Origin of the sequence: Paenarthrobacter sp. AT5, from assembly GCF_032764245.1 — a bacterium.
In the GTDB taxonomy this organism is placed as follows: Bacteria; Actinomycetota; Actinomycetes; order Actinomycetales; family Micrococcaceae; genus Arthrobacter; species Arthrobacter ureafaciens.
Genome location: NZ_CP136441.1, coordinates 1,510,059 through 1,527,668, shown reverse-complemented (window position 1 = coordinate 1,527,668; position 17,610 = coordinate 1,510,059). Strand labels below are relative to the sequence as shown.

Below are 17,610 nucleotides of genomic sequence, written 5' to 3'. Positions count from 1 at the left end.
CAGGTGGGGTGGGGCGGGCTACAGGCGGCTGGTGGCTAAACGATCGTGGGTACGGCTGCGTGCCCACGCTTCAGCATCCAACACGGATTCCAGCGTTAGCTCCGAAGAGCCTGTATGTTCGCTGAGGACGGACTCCACGGTATCGACGATGTCGGTGAAGCGGATGCGGCCGGCGTGGAACGCTTCCACAGCTTCCTCGTTCGCTGCGTTGAACACCGCGGGGAAGGTGCTCCCCTGCTTGGCTGCTTCCTTGGCGAGGTCCACGGCGGGAAACGCCTCCGAATCCAGCGGTTCGAAGGTCCAGCTTGTGGCTTGGCTCCAGTCACACGCCCGGGCAGCGCCGGGAACCCTGTCCGGCCAGCCGAGCCCCAGCGCGATCGGAAGGCGCATGTCAGGCGGGGAAGCTTGCGCAATGATTGAGCCGTCCACGAACTGCACCATTGAATGCACCACGGACTGGGGATGCACCACGACGTCGATCCGGTCCAGGGGCACGTCGAACAGCAAGTGCGCTTCGATCACTTCCAAGCCCTTGTTGACCAGGCTGGCGGAGTTCGTGGTGACCATCAGCCCCATGTCCCAGGTGGGGTGCGCCAACGCCTCCTGGGGGCTGACGTCCTGCAACTGTTCGCGCGTCCGGCCCCGGAAAGGACCGCCCGAAGCCGTAAGTATCAGCTTCTGGACTTCCGCTGCCGCGCCTGAACGGAGGCACTGTGCAATTGCCGAATGTTCGGAGTCGACGGGAACAATCTGGCCCGGACCCGCGGCTGCCCTAACCAGAGCGCCGCCGACGATCAGCGATTCCTTGTTGGCGAGCGCCAGGGTGGCCCCGGACTCCAGGGCCGCCAAGGTAGGAGCAAGACCAATGGATCCGGTGATGCCGTTGAGGACAACGTCACTGGGGATGCCCGCGACCCGGGCTGAGGCATCGGGCCCCACGAAGATTTCCGGAGCAAAGCCTTTCAGCCCGGCGGTTGCGGCAAAGCCGGCGATGAGCTGTTGCAGGGCAGCAGCGTCGCCCCGGGCAATTCCCACTGCCTGCGCGCGGGTGTGCACAGCCTGCTGCGCAATGAGTTCCGGATTTCCGCCTCCTGCGCTGAGTGCCACTACCTCGAAAAGGTGGGGAGCGGCATCGATCACCTCAATTGCTTGTGTGCCGATGGAACCGGTGGACCCGAGGATGACGATCTTGCGCGGCTGCATGAGTCAAGTATCCCAGCCGCCGCAGGGCAGGGCGAACACGGCGGACCCATATGTGCAAACGTCTGTTGGCCCCTCCGTCCCATGGTTAACGTGGAAATCGTGGAGTGGCTCTCTTGGTTCGACGCCCGGGACTACGAATTCGCCCGTCAGGTGCTGCAGCGCGGCACGGCTGCGCTCTACTTCCTTGCGTTCCTTTCGACGCTGAACCAGTTCCCGGCGCTCCTGGGCGAGCGGGGCCTGCTTCCCGTCCCGGATTTCCTTGGGGTCGTCCGGCGGATGGGGCGGCCTACGCTGTTCCGTTGGCGCTACTCGGACAGGCTGCTGCGGGCCGTCTGCATCTTTGGGCTGGCGGTGTCTGCGTTGTTGGTCCTCGGACTTCCGCAGACAGGGCCGCCGTGGTTGCCGATGATTGCTTTCCTGGCCCTCTGGTTCCTCTACATGTCCATTGTCAACGTGGGACAAACCTTTTACGGCTTCGGCTGGGAAGTGCTGCTCTTGGAAGCAGGGTTCACGGTAGCCTTCCTGGGATCCGACCAGACTCCCCCGCCCGCCACCATCCTGGTACTGGTCGTGTGGCTGGTGTTCCGGCTTGAGTTCGGCGCCGGCATGATCAAGATGCGCGGGGGCAGGGAATGGCGGGACCTGACAGCGATGTTCTACCACCACGAGACCCAGCCGATGCCCGGTCCTCTCAGCCGCCAAGCCCACCTCCTCCCCCGGCCGCTGCACAAAGTCGAGGTGCTGGGGAACCATTTCGCCCAGCTGGCGGTCCCCTTCTTCCTGTTCGCACCCCAGCCCGTGGCCGGCATTGCCGCCGGCATCATCATCCTGACCCAGTTATGGCTTGTGGGCTCGGGCAATTTCGCGTGGCTGAACTGGGCCGCCATCATCCTTGCTTTCGCAGCGGTGAGCGATCCCGTGGCACACGCGGTCTTCCCGTTCATCCCGCTTGAGTGGCACTCCGGTGCCACCACGCCGGTGTGGTGGCTCGTCGTCGTACTCGCCGTGACGTTGCTGTTGCTGGTGTTCAGCTACCGGCCATTGCTGAACCTGTTCTCGCGGGAGCAACTCATGAATGCAAGCTTCAACCGCTGGAGGCTGGTCAATGCGTATGGAGCTTTTGGCACGGTCACCAAGCAACGCATCGAAGTAGTGGTGGAAGGAACCTCCGACGAAGACCCCGACTCCCCGGACGAGGCCTGGCTGGAGTACGGGTTCAAGGGGAAACCGGGAGATGTCCGAAGAATGCCGCGTCAATGGGCGCCCTACCACCTTCGGCTGGATTGGATGATGTGGTTCCTGCCGCTGCGCACCGTGCACGAGGAATGGCTGTACCGCTTCCTGGACAAGCTCCTCGCAGCCGATCCGCCAACGCTTCGGTTGCTTGGCCATGACCCGTTCGACGGCGGCCGCCCCCGTTGGGTGCGCGTGCAGACGTACCTTTACCGTTTCGCCAGCCGCGCCGAGTTCAGGACGACGGGTGAGCGTTGGGTGAGGGTACCGCTGTACGAGGCCATTCCGCCTATGTCCCTCGATTCCCGGCGCCGGCTTCCTTGGCGGTGAAGCGGTGGGCAGCCGGCCTCGGGGCCGCCGTGGACTCCCGAACCACCAGGTGGGTGGCCAGCTCGACCCGCCGCGAATCAATGTCCTCCCCGTTCATTTGCCGGAGGATGAAGTTCACTGCGGACCGCCCCATGTCCTGCAGCGGTTGGGACACCGACGTGAGCGGAGGCACTGATTCCGCTGCCTGGTGGGTTCCGTCGAAGCCCACAAGGCTCAGCTCCTCGGGGATGCGCACATTCTGCCGCCGGGCCTCGGCCAGAACACCCAAAGCGATGCTGTCGCTGGCGGCGAAGATGGCCGTGGGCGGATCATCCAACGCCAGCAACGACTTCATCGCCTGAACTCCGTTGCTGGGGCGGAAGGGCCCGGCAAGGACGTATTCCTCTTGCACGCTGATGCCCTCGGCCATCAGCGCAGCCATGTAGCCGTGGAGCCGCGCCTGGCTGCACTCCGCCGACTCCGGCCCTCCAATGTAGGCGATCCTGCGGTGGCCGAGCGCCAGCAAGTGGGCAGCGGCAGCTTTGCCGCCGGCCCAGTTGCTGGCACCCACGCTGAAGACATCGCCGGGCGGCGGATTGAGCGGATCAACCACCACAATGGGGATCCTTCGGCGCTGGAAAGCGTTGAGCTGACCTGAGTTGAAGGCGGAGGTGACCACAATCATGCCGCTGCGCCCCTCATCGATCAGCCGTTGGGCGCGCTCTTCAGGCCCCAAAGGCGACCCTGATTGCCGGCTGGTCACGGAGAGGACCACCTCCATGTCGGCAATCGCTGCCTGTTCGAGCACGCCATTCAGCACCTCGACCGCGTACGCCGAGTTGAGGGAATCAAACACGGCCTCCACGGCGCGGCGGGAAGGGACACTCCTGCGCTGGGAAGGGGTTTTGTAACCGGTCCTCTGCAGTGCCGCGAGGACCCGGGCGCGCGTCTCATCGGCTACGTCTTCGCGGCCATTGATCACTTTGGAAACGGTCGGCGTTGAGACGCCGGCCTCTTGGGCCACTGCAGCCAGGGTTGGCTTGGACGGCTTTGTCCCGATAGTCATGTCCCCCACTTTCGAAATTGTTTCGGCAGTTTCGAGAATGCGCCGGTCCGCGAAAAAGTGCAAGTTCGGCTCAGGAACGAGTCAAAATGCGTCTTGACGAATCGACTATTTGGCTTTAGTTTAGACCGTGATCTTAATCACGGTTGCGAAATATTTCGGTTTTTTTCGGAACCTTCTTGTTCAACCTAGCGAAAACTCATGGAGAAGCAATGAAGCAATTCCAGTCCTCCCGGCGTTCCTTCCTGGCCCTCGCTGCACTCACACCCTTCGCAGCCATGGCAACGACCGCCTGCGGAACGTCAGGACCGGGCGGGAGCGGCGGTGGTGGCGGGGCCAGCATGTGGTTCCTCACCGGCGAGCCCAACCAGACCACCATGCAGAACGCCGTTGACGCATTTGTCGCCGCGAACCCGGACAACAAGATCAACGTCACTTACTTCCAGAACGACGCCTACAAGACCAAGATCAAGACGGCCATCGGTGCAGGCCAGGCCCCTACCATCGTCTACGGCTGGGGTGGCGGCGGATTGAAGACCTACGCCGAGGCCAACCAGGTAGAGGACCTGACCCCATGGTTCGATGCCAACCCGGACGTGAAGAACAAGTTCTTCCCCTCCTCGTTCGGCGCTGCGACGGTTAACGGCAAGATCTACGCCCTGCCTAACCAGTACGTGGCTCCGATCGTGCTCTTCTACAACAAGGAACTCTTCGAGAAGGCCGGCGTCCAGCCTCCCAAGACCTGGGACGACATCATGTCCCTGGTCAAGACTTTCAACAACATGGGCGTGGCACCGTTCTCGCTCGGCGGCCAGTCCCGGTGGACTTCGATGATGTGGCTCGAGTACCTCCTGGACCGCATTGGCGGGGCCGAAGTCTTCAACGCCATCTTCGAAGGCAAGCCGGACGCCTGGATGCACCCGGCAGTCATCGAAACCGGCACCAAGATCCAGGAACTGGTTTCCGCTGACGGCTTCATCAAGGGTTTCTCCTCGATCACGGCAGACTCCAAGGCTGACCAGGCCCTCCTGTTCACCGGCAAGGCTGCGATGATGCTCCACGGATCCTGGACCTACGGTGCCATGAAGAAGGAAGGCCAGAACTTCGTCCAGGACGGAAAGCTCGGCTTCGTCCACTTCCCGACGGTCGCCGGCGGCAAGGGCGATCCGAAGAGCGGTGTCGGAAACCCCGCCCAGTACATGTCCATCTCCGCCAAGGCCACCGACCAGGAGAAGGAGATCGCCAAGAAGTTCTTCAAGGAGGGCATCCTGACGGACAAAGTCATCGATGCCTACATCAACTCCGGTTCTGTGCCGATCGTGAACGGCATCGAGGACAAGCTTGCATCCTCACCTGACAAGGACTTCCTGAACTTCGTTTACGACCTTGCCAAGAACGCACCAACGTTCCAGCAATCCTGGGACCAGGCGCTGAGCCCCACCGCTGCCGAGGCGCTCCTGAACAACATCGACCAGTTGTTCCTGAAGTCCATCACGCCCAAGCAGTTCGCCGAGAACATGAACGCAACGCTTGGCAAATGAGCAGCTCAACGTTGACCAGGACGGCCGCCCACCGGACTGGCGAGAAGACCAAGGGGCAGAAAAATTCCGCACTCGCATGGCTGACGGTTCCGGCGCTGCTGTTCTTTGTCCTGTTCGCCGTTGTTCCCCTGGCCGGGGTCCTGGTCCTCAGCTTCGCCGACTGGGACGGCATCGGCGCAATCGGCGTCGCCGGGATGGACAACTGGACTTCGGTCCTCGCCGATCCCGGACTGTACAACGCGCTGGGGCTGACCTTCGTGATCATGATCGTGTCCTGGCTGGTCCAGACTCCGATCAGCCTGCTGTTGGGAGTCTTCACTGCGGGTAGCCAAAAATACCGTGCGGCCCTGGCCGTGTTGTACTTCCTGCCCCTCCTCCTGTCATCGGCAGCGGTGGCCATCGCCTTCAAAGCCCTCCTGGATCCGAACTTCGGCCTGGCCATGGGCCTGGGGTTGCCTTTCCTGGCGCAGGACTGGCTGGGGGTTCCGCAGCTGGCACTGGGACTGGTCATCTTCGTCATCGCCTGGCAGTTCGTACCGTTCCACACGTTGATCTACCAAGGCGGGGTGCGCCAGATACCAAAGTCCCTGTATGAGGCGGCCCAGATCGACGGCGCCGGCACCATCAAACAGTTCTTCCACATCACGCTCCCGCAGTTGAAGTACACCATCATCACGTCCTCCACCTTGATGGTGGTGGGATCCCTGACCTACTTCGACCTGATTTTCGTGCTCACAGGCGGTGGCCCGGGCAACTCCACCCGGATCCTGGCCCTGGACATGTACCTCAGGGGCTTCCGGGCCAACCTCATGGGCCCGGCAAGCGTCATCGCCGTAATCCTGGTCGTCATCGGCCTCGCACTGGCCTTGTTCCTCCAGCGCCTTGGAGGCAAGGACAAGCAGGGCAGCCAATTGGAAGGTATGTAGGGTGAGCACCGTTCTGACGAACACAGAAGAGACACCGGCAACCGGCACCAAGGCCGACCCGCCCGTGGTTAAGCTGAGCCTGGCCACACGCATCCGCCGCCTCAACATCCCCGGCGGCCTGGGCGGATGGATCTGGCTGGCCATCATCATCATCCCCGTCTACTACATCGTGATCACCAGCCTGAAGACGGCGGAGGGCTACTTCGGGCAAAGTCCGCTGGCTCCGCCGACGTCTCCGACCCTGGAGAACTACCAGCTGGTCCTGGAATCGAACTTCGCGACGTACTTCATGAACAGCGCGATCGTGACGCTCGGTTCCGTCATCCCGACGGTCCTGATTTCCTTCATGGCGTCCTTCGCGATCGTCCGCGGACGTGGCAGGTTCCTGAAACTGGTCAACGGAATGTTCCTGATGGGCCTCGCCATTCCCCTGCAGGCGACCATCATCCCCATCTACCTGATGATCATCAGGCTGAACCTCTACGACAGCCTGCTGGCCATCATGCTCCCGTCCATCGCCTTCGCAATCCCGCTGACCGTGCTCATCCTGTCCAACTTCATTCGGGACGTTCCCAATGAGCTGTTCGAATCCATGCGGCTGGACGGGTGCAGCGAATGGCAAACCATGTGGCGCCTGGCGCTGCCCCTGACCCGTCCGGCGATCGTGACGGTCTCCATCTACAACGGCCTGCACGTGTGGAACGGGTTCCTGCTCCCGCTGGTGCTGACCCAGAACCCGGACCTTCGCGTCCTCCCTTTGGGACTCTGGACGTTCCAAGGCGAATTCAGCGTGAACATCCCGGCGGTCCTGGCCTCGGTGGTCCTGAGCACCCTGCCAATCCTGGTGCTGTACGTCGTAGGACGGCGCCAGCTCCTCAGCGGCCTAACCGCCGGATTCAGCAAGTAACCGGATCAGGCAGACAAGAAAGGATCAGTTGTGACTGAACCACGACCCCTGCGTGTAGGCATGGTGGGCTATTCCTTCATGGGCGCCGCCCACTCCCACGCGTGGCGTACCGCCCCCCGCTTCTTCGACCTGCCCCTCGCACCGCAGCTCACCGCGGTGGCCGGCCGCAACGAAGAAGGAGTCCGGGCGGCGGCAGCCAAGTACGGCTGGGACTCGGTGGAGACGGACTGGCGGCGGTTGATCGAGCGCGACGACATCGACCTCATCGATATTTGCACTCCCGGCAACACCCACGCCGAGATTGCGATCACCGCCCTGGAGGCAGGAAAACACGTCCTGTGCGAAAAGCCTCTGGCCAACTCCGTGGAGGAGGCCGAAAAAATGACGGCTGTAGCCAGGGCCGCGGCCGAACGCGGAGTCCTCTCCATGTGCGGCTTCAGCTACCGCCGTACGCCCGCGCTCGCCTTGGCCAAGCGGATGGTTGACGAAGGGCGCCTGGGCGATATCCGCCACGTCCGTGCCCAGTACCTTCAGGACTGGCTCTCGGATGCCGACGCTCCCCTCACGTGGCGCTTGGACAAGTCGAAATCAGGCTCCGGCTCCCTGGGCGACATCGGTGCCCACAGCATCGACGCGGCCCAGTGGATCACCGGACAAGCAATCACCGGGGTCTCCGCCCTGATGGAAACCTTCGTCAAGGAACGCCCGGTGGGTGGTGACTTCGTGGGACTCGGCGGCCACGGTGGCTCCGACGGCCCCAAGGGCCCGGTAACCGTTGACGACGCCGCCCTTTTCACTGCCCGGTTCAGCGGAAAGCACGACGGCGGCACTGGTCCCGTTGGCATCTTCGAGGCCACCCGCTTCGCGCTGGGCCGAAAGAACGCAATGCGACTGGAACTGAACGGCACCAAGGGTTCGCTGGCCTTCGACTTCGAGGACATGAATTCCCTGCAGTTCTACGATGCCTCGCTTGAACCCGATGCGGGCTTCCGCAAGATCATGGTCACCGAACCGTCCCACCCCTACACGGGCAACTGGTGGCCGACCGGCCATGGCCTGGGGTACGAGCACGGCTTCACCCATCAGGTGGTGGACCTCGTGAATGCCATCGGCGCCGGTGAGCAGCCGTCGCCGTCGTTCGCTGATGCTTTGCAGGTCCAGAAGGTATTGGCCGCCGTAGAGGCGAGCGCTGCGGCGGAAAGCCGTTGGCAGAACGTTGACAAGGAGCACTGATGAACCGACCCATCACACTTTTTACCGGTCAGTGGGCAGACCTTCCCTTTGAGGAAGTTGCCCGGTTGGCAGGCGAATGGGGCTTCGACGGCCTGGAGATCGCCTGCTGGGGCGACCACCTCGATCCGGTACGGGCAGTGGAAGACGATGCCTACCTCCGGAACAAGCTGGAGATCCTGGACAAGCACAACTTGTCGGTCCATGCCATCGCCAACCACCTCACGGGGCAGGCAGTCTGCGACGATCCCATCGACGAACGGCACCGGGATATCCTGTCCGCCGATGTCTGGGGTGATGGTGATGCGGAAGGCGTCCGCCGGCGCGCAGCAGAGACCATGAAGGCTACGGCCCGCGCTGCGGCCAAGCTGGGGGTTAAGACCGTCACCGGATTCACGGGTTCCTCTATCTGGAAATGCGTTGCCATGTTCCCTCCCGCCTCTGATGCCATGATCGAGCGCGGCTACCAGGACTTCGCCAACCGCTGGAACCCCATCATGGACGTCTTCGACGAGGTGGGGGTCCGGTTCGCACTGGAAGTCCACCCCTCCGAGATTGCCTACGATTACTGGACTGCCAAGCGGACGCTCGAAGCCATCGGGCACCGGGAGAACTTCGGGTTGAACTTTGATCCGTCCCACTTCATATGGCAGGACCTGGACCCTGTCATGTTCCTGCAGGACTTCGCCGACCGGATCTTCCACGTCCACGTGAAGGAGTCTGTCCGGCAGTTGAACGGACGCAACGGACGCCTGGGGTCGCATTTGCCATGGGCGGATCCCCGCCGCGGCTGGGATTTCGTCACGGCCGGCCACGGAGACGTGCAGTGGGAACCGATCTTCCGGACCCTCAACGCCATCGGCTACGCAGGACCCACCAGCATCGAGTGGGAAGACGCGGGCATGGACCGCCTGGTCGGTGCTCCGCAGGCACTGGCCATGGTCAAGGAACTTGCCACTATCCAGCCACCCGCAGCGGCCTTCGATGCCGCCTTCGCAACACGCTGAACGACTCAACGGATACGCCCCGAAAAAACTAAGGAAACCATGTCGAGCAATAACAAAACCGCCCTGGTGGTACGCGGGGGCTGGGACGGACACCAGCCTGTGGAGGCCACCGAACTCTTCATCCCGTACCTCAAAGCCCAAGGCTTCGAGGTACGGATGGAGGAATCGCCCAAAATCTACGCAGACGCCGACTACATGGCAACTGTGGACCTGATCGTGCAGTGCATGACCATGTCCACCATCGAGAAGGACGAGTTCGAGGGACTTCGTGCCGCCGTCGAGAACGGTACGGGCCTGGCAGGCTGGCACGGCGGCATCGCCGACTCCTACCGCAACAACTCCGACTACCTCCACCTGATCGGGGGCCAGTTCGCCTGCCATCCCGGCAAGCACCCGGACGAAAGGATCGGCGAGCAGTCGGACAACTACGTTCCTTACACGGTGAACATGCTCCCTGCGGCCGCAGAACACCCCATCACTGCCGGATTGTCCGACTTTGACCTGGTCACCGAGCAGTACTGGGTCCTGGCCGACGACTACATCGACGTCCTGGCCACCACCACCCAGAAGGTGCGCGAATGGGACCCCTGGAACCGGGAGGTTACTTCCCCTGCCATCTGGACGCGCCAGTGGGGCAAGGGCAGGATCTTCGTCTGCACCCCGGGACACCGTGTGGAAGTTCTCCAGGACTCCAACGTCCGCACCATCATCGAGAGGGGCATGCTGTGGGCAACCCGCTAGAAAACACCAAGCAGCTTAACGTCGGAATCATCGGCTGCGGCGCCATCGTCGCCCAGTACCTGAGCAATTTCCGGCGCCTTGATTCGGTCAACCTCGTGGCCGTGGCGGACCTCGATCCGGCCCGTGCCCAGGCAGTGGCGGACTCCTACGAAGGCGTCCGGGCAATGCAGGTGGAAGAGCTGTTGGCGGCGGACGACGTCGACCTGGTGCTCAACCTGACTATCCCGGCGGCGCACGCCGACGTGGCCCTCAAGGCCATCGCCAACGGCAAGTCCGTGTACGGGGAGAAGCCGCTCGCCGCTACCTCCGAAGAGGCCCGGCAGGTCCTCGACGCTGCACGGGCCGCCGGAGTGGTGGTGGGCTGTGCGCCGGATACGGTCCTGGGCACGGGCATCCAAACGGCCCGCAGAGCGATCGACGACGGCCTGATCGGTACCCCGATCTCGGCGACGGCCACCATGGCCACGCCCGGCCACGAACGCTGGCATCCGAACCCGGACTTCTACTACCAGCCCGGCGGCGGACCGCTGCTGGACATGGGCCCGTACTACGTCTCGGCATTGGTCACTCTCCTGGGTCCGGTCGTCTCCGTGGTGGGCGCCGCGAGCCACACGAGGAATGAACGCACCATCGGTTCCGGTCCCCGCGAGGGCCAGAAAGTACCGGTGGACATCGACTCGCACGTGACAGGAGTATTGGTCCATGCCTCTGGTGCGCTGTCAACGCTCTTCATGAGCTTCGACGCCGTCAAGACCAAGAGCCCCAACCTGGAAATCCACGGCGAGAAGGGTTCCCTGGTGGTTCCGGATCCCAACCATTTCGACGGCGAGGTCCAGTTGTTCGCCCTCGGCGCCGAGGACTGGGAAACACTGCCCGTCTCGGCCGGCTATGTGGACTCGGGCCGGGGCTTTGGCATTGCCGACCTTGCGGCAACTCCAGCAGGCCAGGAACCGCGTGCCGGGGGCGGGCTCGCGTTCCACGCCCTTGAGGTGATGGAGTCGGTCCTTGAGTCTGCCAAGTCGGGGCAGTCGGTATCGATCAAGAGCACGGCACAACGGCCGCCGGCAGTTCCGCTGACTGAGCTGGCCACCAAGGTCTCAGCCTAAGACCCACACACGAGGTGGCATTTGATGACAGTGTTTCCGGGAAACATTGGCATTAAATGCCACCTCGCGCCTGTAACGGGCCTTAAAGGGCCCTCCGCAGCACCGATTCAGCGTGTTTGAGGATGGGGCCGTCGATCATCTTCCCTTTGAACTGGAACACACCGCTGCCCGCAGCGGAGGCGGCATCCAACAACTCGCGCGCTTCCTCCACGGCTTCAGGCACAGGCGCATAGGCTTCCCGCACCGCAGCCACTTGGGACGGATGGATGCAGGCTTTCGCCCCGAAACCGCTCGCCACGGCATCCCGCGATTCCACGGCCAGGCCGTCAAGGTCCGGAATGTTCACGTAGACAGCGTCGATGGCTTCCTTGCCCGCGGCTTTTGCGGCAAGCAGTACAGCGGAACGGGCGTGCAGGGCAACAGCCCGGTACCCGCCGTCGTCGTTCCTGCTGGAAAGCCCGCCCAGGGATGCCAGCAGGTCCTCCGCGCCCCACATGAGCGCCACCACATTCGGTTCCGCCGCGATGGCAGCGGCATTCAGCACACCGGCGGCCGTTTCGCAGAGGGCAATGACCCGGTAACCGTCAAGGGCCCGCATGTCCTCTGCGCTCTCCGCCTTGGCAACCATCACAGTGCGGTATGGCGTGTGGGCCAGGCTGTGGAGGTCCTTCCCGAACTCAGCCGAACCCACCGGGTTGACCCTCACGATGGTGCGGCCGGGTTCCAGCTCCGGCGTATCTCCCGCCGCGCCCAGCTGGGCCAGGATGGCACCCCGGGCACGCTGCTTGTCAGCAGGCGCAACGGCATCTTCCAGGTCCAGGATCACCGCATCGGAGCGGTCGGCCGCCTTGCTGTAGCGTTCCGGGCGGTCCGCAGGGCAGAACAGGAGGGCAGGACCCATGGTGAAGGGAAGGTCGGCAGGAGTGGGCATCGGGTTCCTTGCTGCTGGGCGTGACTAGTGCTTGGAGACGTCGGTTTGGGAGGCGTGCGCTTCCTTGGTCCACATCAAACACGTCCGCGTTGCCAGCGCCACTTCCTTGCCGTCCTGGTTCCGGCCGATGTGTTGCATGGTCACCAACCCTTGGCCGGGACGGGACGATGAAAGCCTCTTCCCGGTGACCTCTGTCTCCGTGTACAGCGTATCGCCGTGGTAGAGCGGGTGCGGGAAAGCAACATCCGTCAGCCCCAACTGCGCCACGATGGTGCCCTGCGTCAGCTGGGTCACGGACTGGCCCACCATGACCGACAGCGTGAACATGGAGTTCATCAGGCGCTGGCCGAATGGCTGCGTCGAACTCCAGGCTGCGTCCAGATGAAGCGCCTGGGTGTTCATGGTCATAGTGGTGAAGAGGACGTTGTCCGCTTCGGTCACTGTGCGGCCGGGCCTGTGCGCATACACGACGCCCTCTTCCAGTTCGTCAAAATAGAGACCGCGCTGCACCACTACCCGGGTCATACGGTGAGTTCCTGGTCTTCTTCGAACAGTTCCGCGCCAGTTGCCGCCACGACGTCGTCCAAGGTGACGTTTGGCGCAAGTTCCCGCAGGACCAGCCGGGGTTCGCCTTCGTCCTTCACGACGTCGATCACGGCAAGGTCAGTGATGATGCGGTCCACGCATCCCTTGCCGGTCAGCGGAAGGGTGCAGTCCTTCACGATTTTCGGGCGGCCGTTACGGTCAACGTGTTCCATCATGACGATCACCTTCTTGGCGCCGAACACCAGGTCCATGGCCCCGCCCATGCCCTTGACCATCTTTCCCGGGATCATCCAGTTGGCGAGGTCGCCGTTGGAGGCCACCTCCATGGCGCCCAGGACGGCGACATCCACGTGGCCGCCGCGGATCATCCCGAACGACGACGCGGAATCGAAGAAAGCCGCACCGGCGTTCACTGTGACCGTCTCCTTGCCGGCATTGATCACATCGGGGTCGATTTTGTCCTCGGCCGGGTAGGGACCCACGCCCAGGATGCCGTTCTCCGAGTGCAGGATGACCTCTACTCCGTCAGGGATGTAGTTGGGAATCAGTGTGGGCATGCCGATCCCCAGGTTGACGTATTGCCCGTTCTCCAGTTCGCGGGCCACCCGGGCGGCCAGTTCATTCCGCGTCCAGCCTTTGGCCTCGTGGTGGTCGACGTCGGCCCTGCGGTATTCGTGCCGCACGGCTTCGGGACGTGGCGGCACATCGTGATACGTGTTCGATTCCATGGTTAGGCTCCTCCCGCCTGCTGCTCCGCCGTGCCTGCGCCGGATGTGTCCGTGACGGATACCGTGCGCTTCTCGATCCGTTTCTCCGGCGTCGGCGATACCACCACGCGCTGGACGAAGATGCCCGGAGTGTGGATGTGTTCGGGATCGAGCTCCCCCGGCTCCACCAGTTCCTCCACTTCGGCGATGGTGGTCTTTGCTGCCATGGCACACAGCGGGTTGAAGTTCATTGCCGTTGCATGGAAGACGAGGTTGCCGTGGCGATCGCCCTTCCAGGCGTGGACAAGTCCAAAGTCCGGGGTCAGGGACTCCTCAAGGACAAAGTCGGCACCGTTGAAGGCGCGCACCTCCTTGGGCGCCGACGCTTTCTCAACGTTCCCGTCGGCGTCGTACTTCTGCGGCAGCCCGCCTTCGGACACCTGGGTGCCCACGCCGGCTTTGGTATAAAAAGCGGGGATCCCGGCGCCGCCGGCACGCAGCTTCTCCGCCAGGGTTCCCTGCGGGGTGAGGACCACCTCCAGTTCACCGGCGAGGTACTGGCGGGCGAACTCCTTGTTCTCCCCCACGTAGGAACTGATGGTTCGCCGGATGCGGCCGTCCTTGAGGAGGATGCCAAGGCCCCAGTCGTCCACGCCGCAGTTGTTGCTGACCGTCTCCAGTCCAGTGGTGCCCTGTTGATGCAGGGCGTCTATCAGCGCGACCGGAATTCCGCACAGTCCGAACCCGCCGACGGCCAGCGAGGCACCGTCCGGGATGTCCTTCACCGCTTCCGCGGCGCTGGCAACAACCTTGTCAATCATCCTTGATCCTTCCCCTGCGGTTAAAGACCCAGCTCGCGGGCGATGAGCATCAATTGAACCTCCGTGGTGCCCTCCCCGACCTCGAGGATCTTGGAGTCCCGGTAATGCCGGGCCACGGTGAATTCGTTGATGAAGCCATACCCGCCGAATACCTGGGTGGCATCCCGCGCGTTGTCCATGGCAGCCTCGCCTGCGACCATCTTAGCGATGGCCGCCTCGGTCTTGAACGGCTTCCCCGCGAGCATCCTGGCCGCTGCGTCGTAGTAGGCAAGACGTGCCGTGTGGGCCCTGGCCTGCATCCGCGCGATCTTGAATTGGATGGCCTGGTACTTGGCGATGTTCTGCCCGAAGGCACTGCGTTCCTTGGCGTATTTCACGGACAGGTCCACGCATCCCTGGGCGGCTCCTGTACCCAAAGCCGCGATCGCGATGCGGCCTTCGTCAAGGATGGAAAGGAAGTTGGCGTAGCCGCGTCCGCGCTCGCCGAGCAGGTTGGATTCGGGAACCCGGACGTTGTCCAGTGTCAACGGGTGGGTGTCCGAAGCGTTCCAGCCCACCTTGTTGTAGGCCTTTTCCGCTTTAAAGCCGGGGGTTTCCGTGGGCACCAGGATGGTGGAGATCTCCTTCTTGATACTGCCGTCCGGGCGTTCTTCCTTGCCGGTGACCGCGGTGACCGTGACCAGCCGGGTGATATCCGTGCCGGAGTTGGTGATGAACTCCTTGTTACCGTTGATCACCCATTCGCCGGCTTCCAGGTGGGCGTGGGTCTTGGTGCCCCCGGCATCGGATCCGGCTTCGCGTTCGGTCAGCCCGAACCCGGCGAGCGCCTGCCCGGAGGCAAGGGGCGGAAGCCATTGTTCCTTCTGTTCTTCGGTCCCGAACCGGTAGACGGGCATCGCACCGAGGGACACTCCGGCTTCCAAGGTGATGGCTACCGACTGGTCCACGCGGCCCAGTTGTTCCAGGGCCAGTGCGAGCGCGAAGTAGTCCCCGCCCATGCCGCCGTGCTCTTCGGGGAAAGGCAGGCCGAAGAGTCCCATCTCCCCCATCTGCTTGATGACCTCGTAGGGGAAGCTGTGTTCTTCGTCGTGCTTGGCCGAGACTGGGGCCACTACTTCATCGGCGAACTCGCGGACGGAGTCACTGAGGTCCTGGTATTCCTCGGAAAGGTCGAAAGTGCTCACGGCTGGGTTTCCTTAGTGGTTGGGACGGCACTGGTTGGGGTGGCATGGATGCTGGCGAGTACCTGGTCTGCCTTGACGAGGTCGCCTGTTGCTACGGTGAGGTGGACTGTTCCATGGACGGAGGCCACCAGTTGGTGCTCCATCTTCATGGCCTCGACGGCGAGGAGTATCTGCCCTTCGGCGACCGTTTCGCCGTCGGAAACGGCCACGGAGACCACCGTTCCGGGCATGGGCGAGCGCACCTCGGGGTCCGCGGTTCCCTCCTCCTGCTGGATTCCTGCCAGCATGCGCTTGAGCTTTTCGGCGCGGTTCAAAACCTCCAGGCGGCAGGACCAGCCGGCGTTTCCGAGGTGGATTCCCCGGTTGTCCCGGCCCAGCGCGTAGGTGAGGTTCACGCCGTCGACGTCCAGGCTGATCCGGTCGTCGGTCCGCTCCACCCCGGTCACTGTGACGGCCTGGCGCCCGACGCCGGGACCGCCGTCGAGCATTACTCTCACCTGGCCGCCGTGGTCAGCTATCGAGGCGGTGGCCACAGAGCCGTCCGGCAGCCCGAACGCGGCGGTCCAAGCCGCTGGCTGCCCTACGCGCCAGGAGTCCGGCAGCGCCCAGGCATCCCCGGCCCGCGGGAAACCGGTCCGCTCAAGCCAGAGCGCAACTCCGGCCGCCGCCACTTGCTCCGGTCCGATGTGGCGGAAGGTCATGCCCGGCAGTTTCCGCTCGATCAGTCCGGTGTCCAGGTGGCCCCCACGGACGTCGGGTTCGTTGATCAGCAGCCGCAGGTACTCCACATTGGTGTCCAGGCCGAGCAGCGTGTAGCGGCCCAACGCGGCATCCAGTTCGTCAAGGGCGGCCGCGCGGTCAGGGCCCCAGGCGATCACTTTGGCGAGCATCGGATCGTAGTCGCCCGTGATGTCGAGCCCTTGCCGCATGGCCGAATCGATCCGGACCGTTGCATCGTCCACCCGGGCTCCGGAGATCCGCCGATCCGGCAGTCCCCGCTCGGCCAGCTGCACAACCCGCCCCATGGACGGCATGAAGTTCCGTTCGGGGACCTCCGCGTAAACCCTCGCCTCTACTGCGTGCCCCTTAAGTACGACGTCGGACTGCGCCAGGGTGAGGACCTCACCTGCAGCGATCCGCACCTGCCATTCCACCAGGTCGATGCCCGTCACGAGTTCCGTCACGGGGTGTTCCACCTGCAGGCGCGTGTTCATCTCCATGAAAAAGAACTCGTCAGGATGGTCATCGGACACCAGGAATTCCACGGTGCCGGCGCCGCTGTAGTTGACTGACCGGGCCGCGTTGCAAGCGGCTTCTCCGATCCGTGCCCGTTGCGCTTCACCGTCCGGCATGGAACGGAAAAGTGCCGAGGGGGCTTCTTCGATCACCTTCTGGTGCCGGCGCTGCAAGGAACATTCGCGCTCGCCCACATGGATGACGTTCCCGTGGTTGTCTGCCAGGATCTGGACTTCGATGTGGCGGGGGGAACGGACCAGGCGTTCCAGGAAAAGGGTGTCGTCGCCAAAGGCGGCCGCTGCAACCCGCCGGGCTGCGGCCAGGGCTGCAGGAAGGTCTTCGGGCCGTTCCACCGCCTGCATGCCTTTTCCGCCGCCACCGGCCGACGGTTTGATGAGCAGGGGGAAGCCCACCGATGGTGCGGCGTCAATCAGGTCCTGGTCCGTCAGCCCGGCCTTTGCGATACCCGGCGTGCAGGGAACGCCGTAGGACATTACGTGGTTCTTGGAACGGATCTTGTCGCCCATCAGTTCGATCGCTTCGATCCCGGGCCCAATGAACACGATGCCGGCGGCATCCAGCGCCTTGGCGAACTCAACGTTTTCGGACAGGAAACCGTATCCCGGGTGCACGGCTTCGGCGCCTGTTTGGCGGCAGGCCTCAATGATCGCGTCGATCTTCAGGTAGCTCTCCGCCGGGGCCGTTCCACCGATGCCCACGGAAGCGTCTGCCATGGCCACGTGCTTGGCGTCCTTGTCCGCATCTGAGTAGACAGCCACGGCCCGGATGCCCATGTGCTGCAGCGTCCGGATGACCCTGCAGGCGATCTCTCCCCTGTTGGCTACCAGGACTGATGTGAAGGAATGCCGCTCGGCCGGCTCTGCCGGCGCATTCCGGGTTGTTGTGGGCACGGTCATGG

At 63.5% G+C, this 17,610-nt stretch carries 16 protein-coding genes; 8 read left to right on the top strand and 8 right to left on the bottom strand.

The genetic code is table 11. The features are described from left to right. Positions 1-18: 18 nt before the first annotated feature. Positions 19-1,203, bottom strand: coding sequence for a 1-deoxy-D-xylulose-5-phosphate reductoisomerase (gene dxr, locus RI444_RS06970; RefSeq protein WP_207604923.1), 1,185 nt, complete (start codon positions 1,201-1,203; stop codon positions 19-21). Positions 1,204-1,302: 99 nt separating this feature from the next. Here dxr and RI444_RS06965 point away from each other — a divergent pair, with 99 nt between their 5' ends. Beyond that, positions 1,303-2,766, top strand: coding sequence for a lipase maturation factor family protein (locus RI444_RS06965; RefSeq protein WP_207604924.1), 1,464 nt, complete (start codon positions 1,303-1,305; stop codon positions 2,764-2,766). Here the strand turns inward: RI444_RS06965 and RI444_RS06960 are convergent. Beyond that, positions 2,726-3,811 (bottom strand): LacI family DNA-binding transcriptional regulator, encoded by a 1,086-nt coding sequence (locus RI444_RS06960; protein ID WP_207604925.1) that lies wholly within the window; start codon positions 3,809-3,811, stop codon positions 2,726-2,728. The two genes, RI444_RS06965 and RI444_RS06960, sit on opposite strands and share 41 nt — an antisense overlap. A 209-nt stretch (positions 3,812-4,020) precedes the next feature. Here RI444_RS06960 and RI444_RS06955 point away from each other — a divergent pair, with 209 nt between their 5' ends. From RI444_RS06955 to RI444_RS06925, 7 genes are read left to right on the top strand one after another with little or no spacing between them, the layout of a single operon-like run. Further along, entirely contained in the window at positions 4,021-5,349 is a 1,329-nt protein-coding gene (locus RI444_RS06955) for an extracellular solute-binding protein (protein ID WP_207604926.1), read from the top strand. Beyond that, entirely contained in the window at positions 5,346-6,275 is a 930-nt protein-coding gene (locus RI444_RS06950) for a carbohydrate ABC transporter permease (protein WP_062095951.1), read from the top strand. The genes RI444_RS06955 and RI444_RS06950 overlap by 4 nt, the downstream gene beginning before the upstream one ends. A 1-nt stretch (position 6,276) precedes the next feature. After that, complete coding sequence (locus RI444_RS06945) at positions 6,277-7,182, top strand: carbohydrate ABC transporter permease (RefSeq protein ID WP_021472606.1); 906 nt, start codon at positions 6,277-6,279, stop codon at positions 7,180-7,182. A gap of 30 nt (positions 7,183-7,212) precedes the next feature. Then, the gene (locus tag RI444_RS06940; protein WP_031216616.1) at positions 7,213-8,415 is read left to right on the top strand and encodes a Gfo/Idh/MocA family protein; all 1,203 of its coding nucleotides are present in this window, start codon (positions 7,213-7,215) and stop codon (positions 8,413-8,415) included. Continuing rightward, positions 8,415-9,419 carry a sugar phosphate isomerase/epimerase family protein gene (locus tag RI444_RS06935; RefSeq protein WP_069694497.1) on the top strand — a complete coding sequence of 335 codons (1,005 nt, stop codon included), beginning with the start codon at positions 8,415-8,417 and terminating at the stop codon, positions 9,417-9,419. Before RI444_RS06940 ends, RI444_RS06935 begins: the two co-directional genes overlap by 1 nt. 39 nt (positions 9,420-9,458) lie before the next feature. Continuing rightward, complete coding sequence (locus RI444_RS06930; RefSeq protein WP_242703110.1) at positions 9,459-10,160, top strand: ThuA domain-containing protein; 702 nt, start codon at positions 9,459-9,461, stop codon at positions 10,158-10,160. Continuing rightward, on the top strand, positions 10,145-11,266 hold the full coding sequence (locus tag RI444_RS06925; protein WP_242703111.1) for a Gfo/Idh/MocA family protein: 1,122 nt from the start codon (positions 10,145-10,147) through the stop codon (positions 11,264-11,266). Before RI444_RS06930 ends, RI444_RS06925 begins: the two co-directional genes overlap by 16 nt. An 82-nt stretch (positions 11,267-11,348) precedes the next feature. On the opposite strand, the gene RI444_RS06920 is transcribed toward RI444_RS06925, so the two are convergent. Genes RI444_RS06920 through RI444_RS06895 form a run of 6 tightly spaced genes read right to left on the bottom strand, consistent with a single transcriptional unit; the run spans position 11,349 to position 17,608 of the window. Continuing rightward, on the bottom strand, positions 11,349-12,197 hold the full coding sequence (locus RI444_RS06920; protein ID WP_062095939.1) for an HpcH/HpaI aldolase/citrate lyase family protein: 849 nt from the start codon (positions 12,195-12,197) through the stop codon (positions 11,349-11,351). A gap of 24 nt (positions 12,198-12,221) precedes the next feature. After that, a complete protein-coding gene (locus RI444_RS06915) occupies positions 12,222-12,722 on the bottom strand; it encodes a MaoC family dehydratase (RefSeq protein WP_069694494.1) in 501 nt (166 codons plus the stop codon). Continuing rightward, entirely contained in the window at positions 12,719-13,471 is a 753-nt protein-coding gene (locus RI444_RS06910; protein WP_021472599.1) for a CoA transferase subunit B, read from the bottom strand. Before RI444_RS06910 ends, RI444_RS06915 begins: the two co-directional genes overlap by 4 nt. Before the next feature lie 2 nt (positions 13,472-13,473). After that, on the bottom strand, positions 13,474-14,271 hold the full coding sequence (locus tag RI444_RS06905; protein WP_021472598.1) for a CoA transferase subunit A: 798 nt from the start codon (positions 14,269-14,271) through the stop codon (positions 13,474-13,476). Between the two features lie 20 nt (positions 14,272-14,291). Further along, positions 14,292-15,455, bottom strand: a complete 1,164-nt coding sequence (locus RI444_RS06900) for an acyl-CoA dehydrogenase family protein (protein WP_021472597.1) — start codon at positions 15,453-15,455, stop codon at positions 14,292-14,294. Continuing rightward, positions 15,452-17,608: an acetyl/propionyl/methylcrotonyl-CoA carboxylase subunit alpha gene (locus RI444_RS06895; protein ID WP_207604928.1), complete on the bottom strand. Its 2,157-nt coding sequence runs from the start codon at positions 17,606-17,608 to the stop codon at positions 15,452-15,454. The genes RI444_RS06900 and RI444_RS06895 overlap by 4 nt, the downstream gene beginning before the upstream one ends. Between the last annotated feature and the right edge of the window lie 2 nt (positions 17,609-17,610).

Excerpts from the sequence above, each read along its gene's own strand:
- dxr (WP_207604923.1), bottom strand. The coding sequence starts at position 1,203 with ATGCAGCCGCGCAAGATCGTCATCCTCGGGTCCACCGGTTCCATCGGC.
- RI444_RS06960 (WP_207604925.1), bottom strand. The coding sequence starts at position 3,811 with ATGACTATCGGGACAAAGCCGTCCAAGCCAACCCTGGCTGCAGTGGCC.
- RI444_RS06955 (WP_207604926.1), top strand. The coding sequence starts at position 4,021 with ATGAAGCAATTCCAGTCCTCCCGGCGTTCCTTCCTGGCCCTCGCTGCA.
- RI444_RS06950 (WP_062095951.1), top strand. The coding sequence starts at position 5,346 with ATGAGCAGCTCAACGTTGACCAGGACGGCCGCCCACCGGACTGGCGAG.
- RI444_RS06935 (WP_069694497.1), top strand. The coding sequence starts at position 8,415 with ATGAACCGACCCATCACACTTTTTACCGGTCAGTGGGCAGACCTTCCC.
- RI444_RS06930 (WP_242703110.1), top strand. The coding sequence starts at position 9,459 with ATGTCGAGCAATAACAAAACCGCCCTGGTGGTACGCGGGGGCTGGGAC.
- RI444_RS06920 (WP_062095939.1), bottom strand. The coding sequence starts at position 12,197 with ATGCCCACTCCTGCCGACCTTCCCTTCACCATGGGTCCTGCCCTCCTG.
- RI444_RS06915 (WP_069694494.1), bottom strand. The coding sequence starts at position 12,722 with ATGACCCGGGTAGTGGTGCAGCGCGGTCTCTATTTTGACGAACTGGAA.
- RI444_RS06910 (WP_021472599.1), bottom strand. The coding sequence starts at position 13,471 with ATGGAATCGAACACGTATCACGATGTGCCGCCACGTCCCGAAGCCGTG.
- RI444_RS06905 (WP_021472598.1), bottom strand. The coding sequence starts at position 14,271 with ATGATTGACAAGGTTGTTGCCAGCGCCGCGGAAGCGGTGAAGGACATC.
- RI444_RS06895 (WP_207604928.1), bottom strand. The coding sequence starts at position 17,608 with ATGACCGTGCCCACAACAACCCGGAATGCGCCGGCAGAGCCGGCCGAG.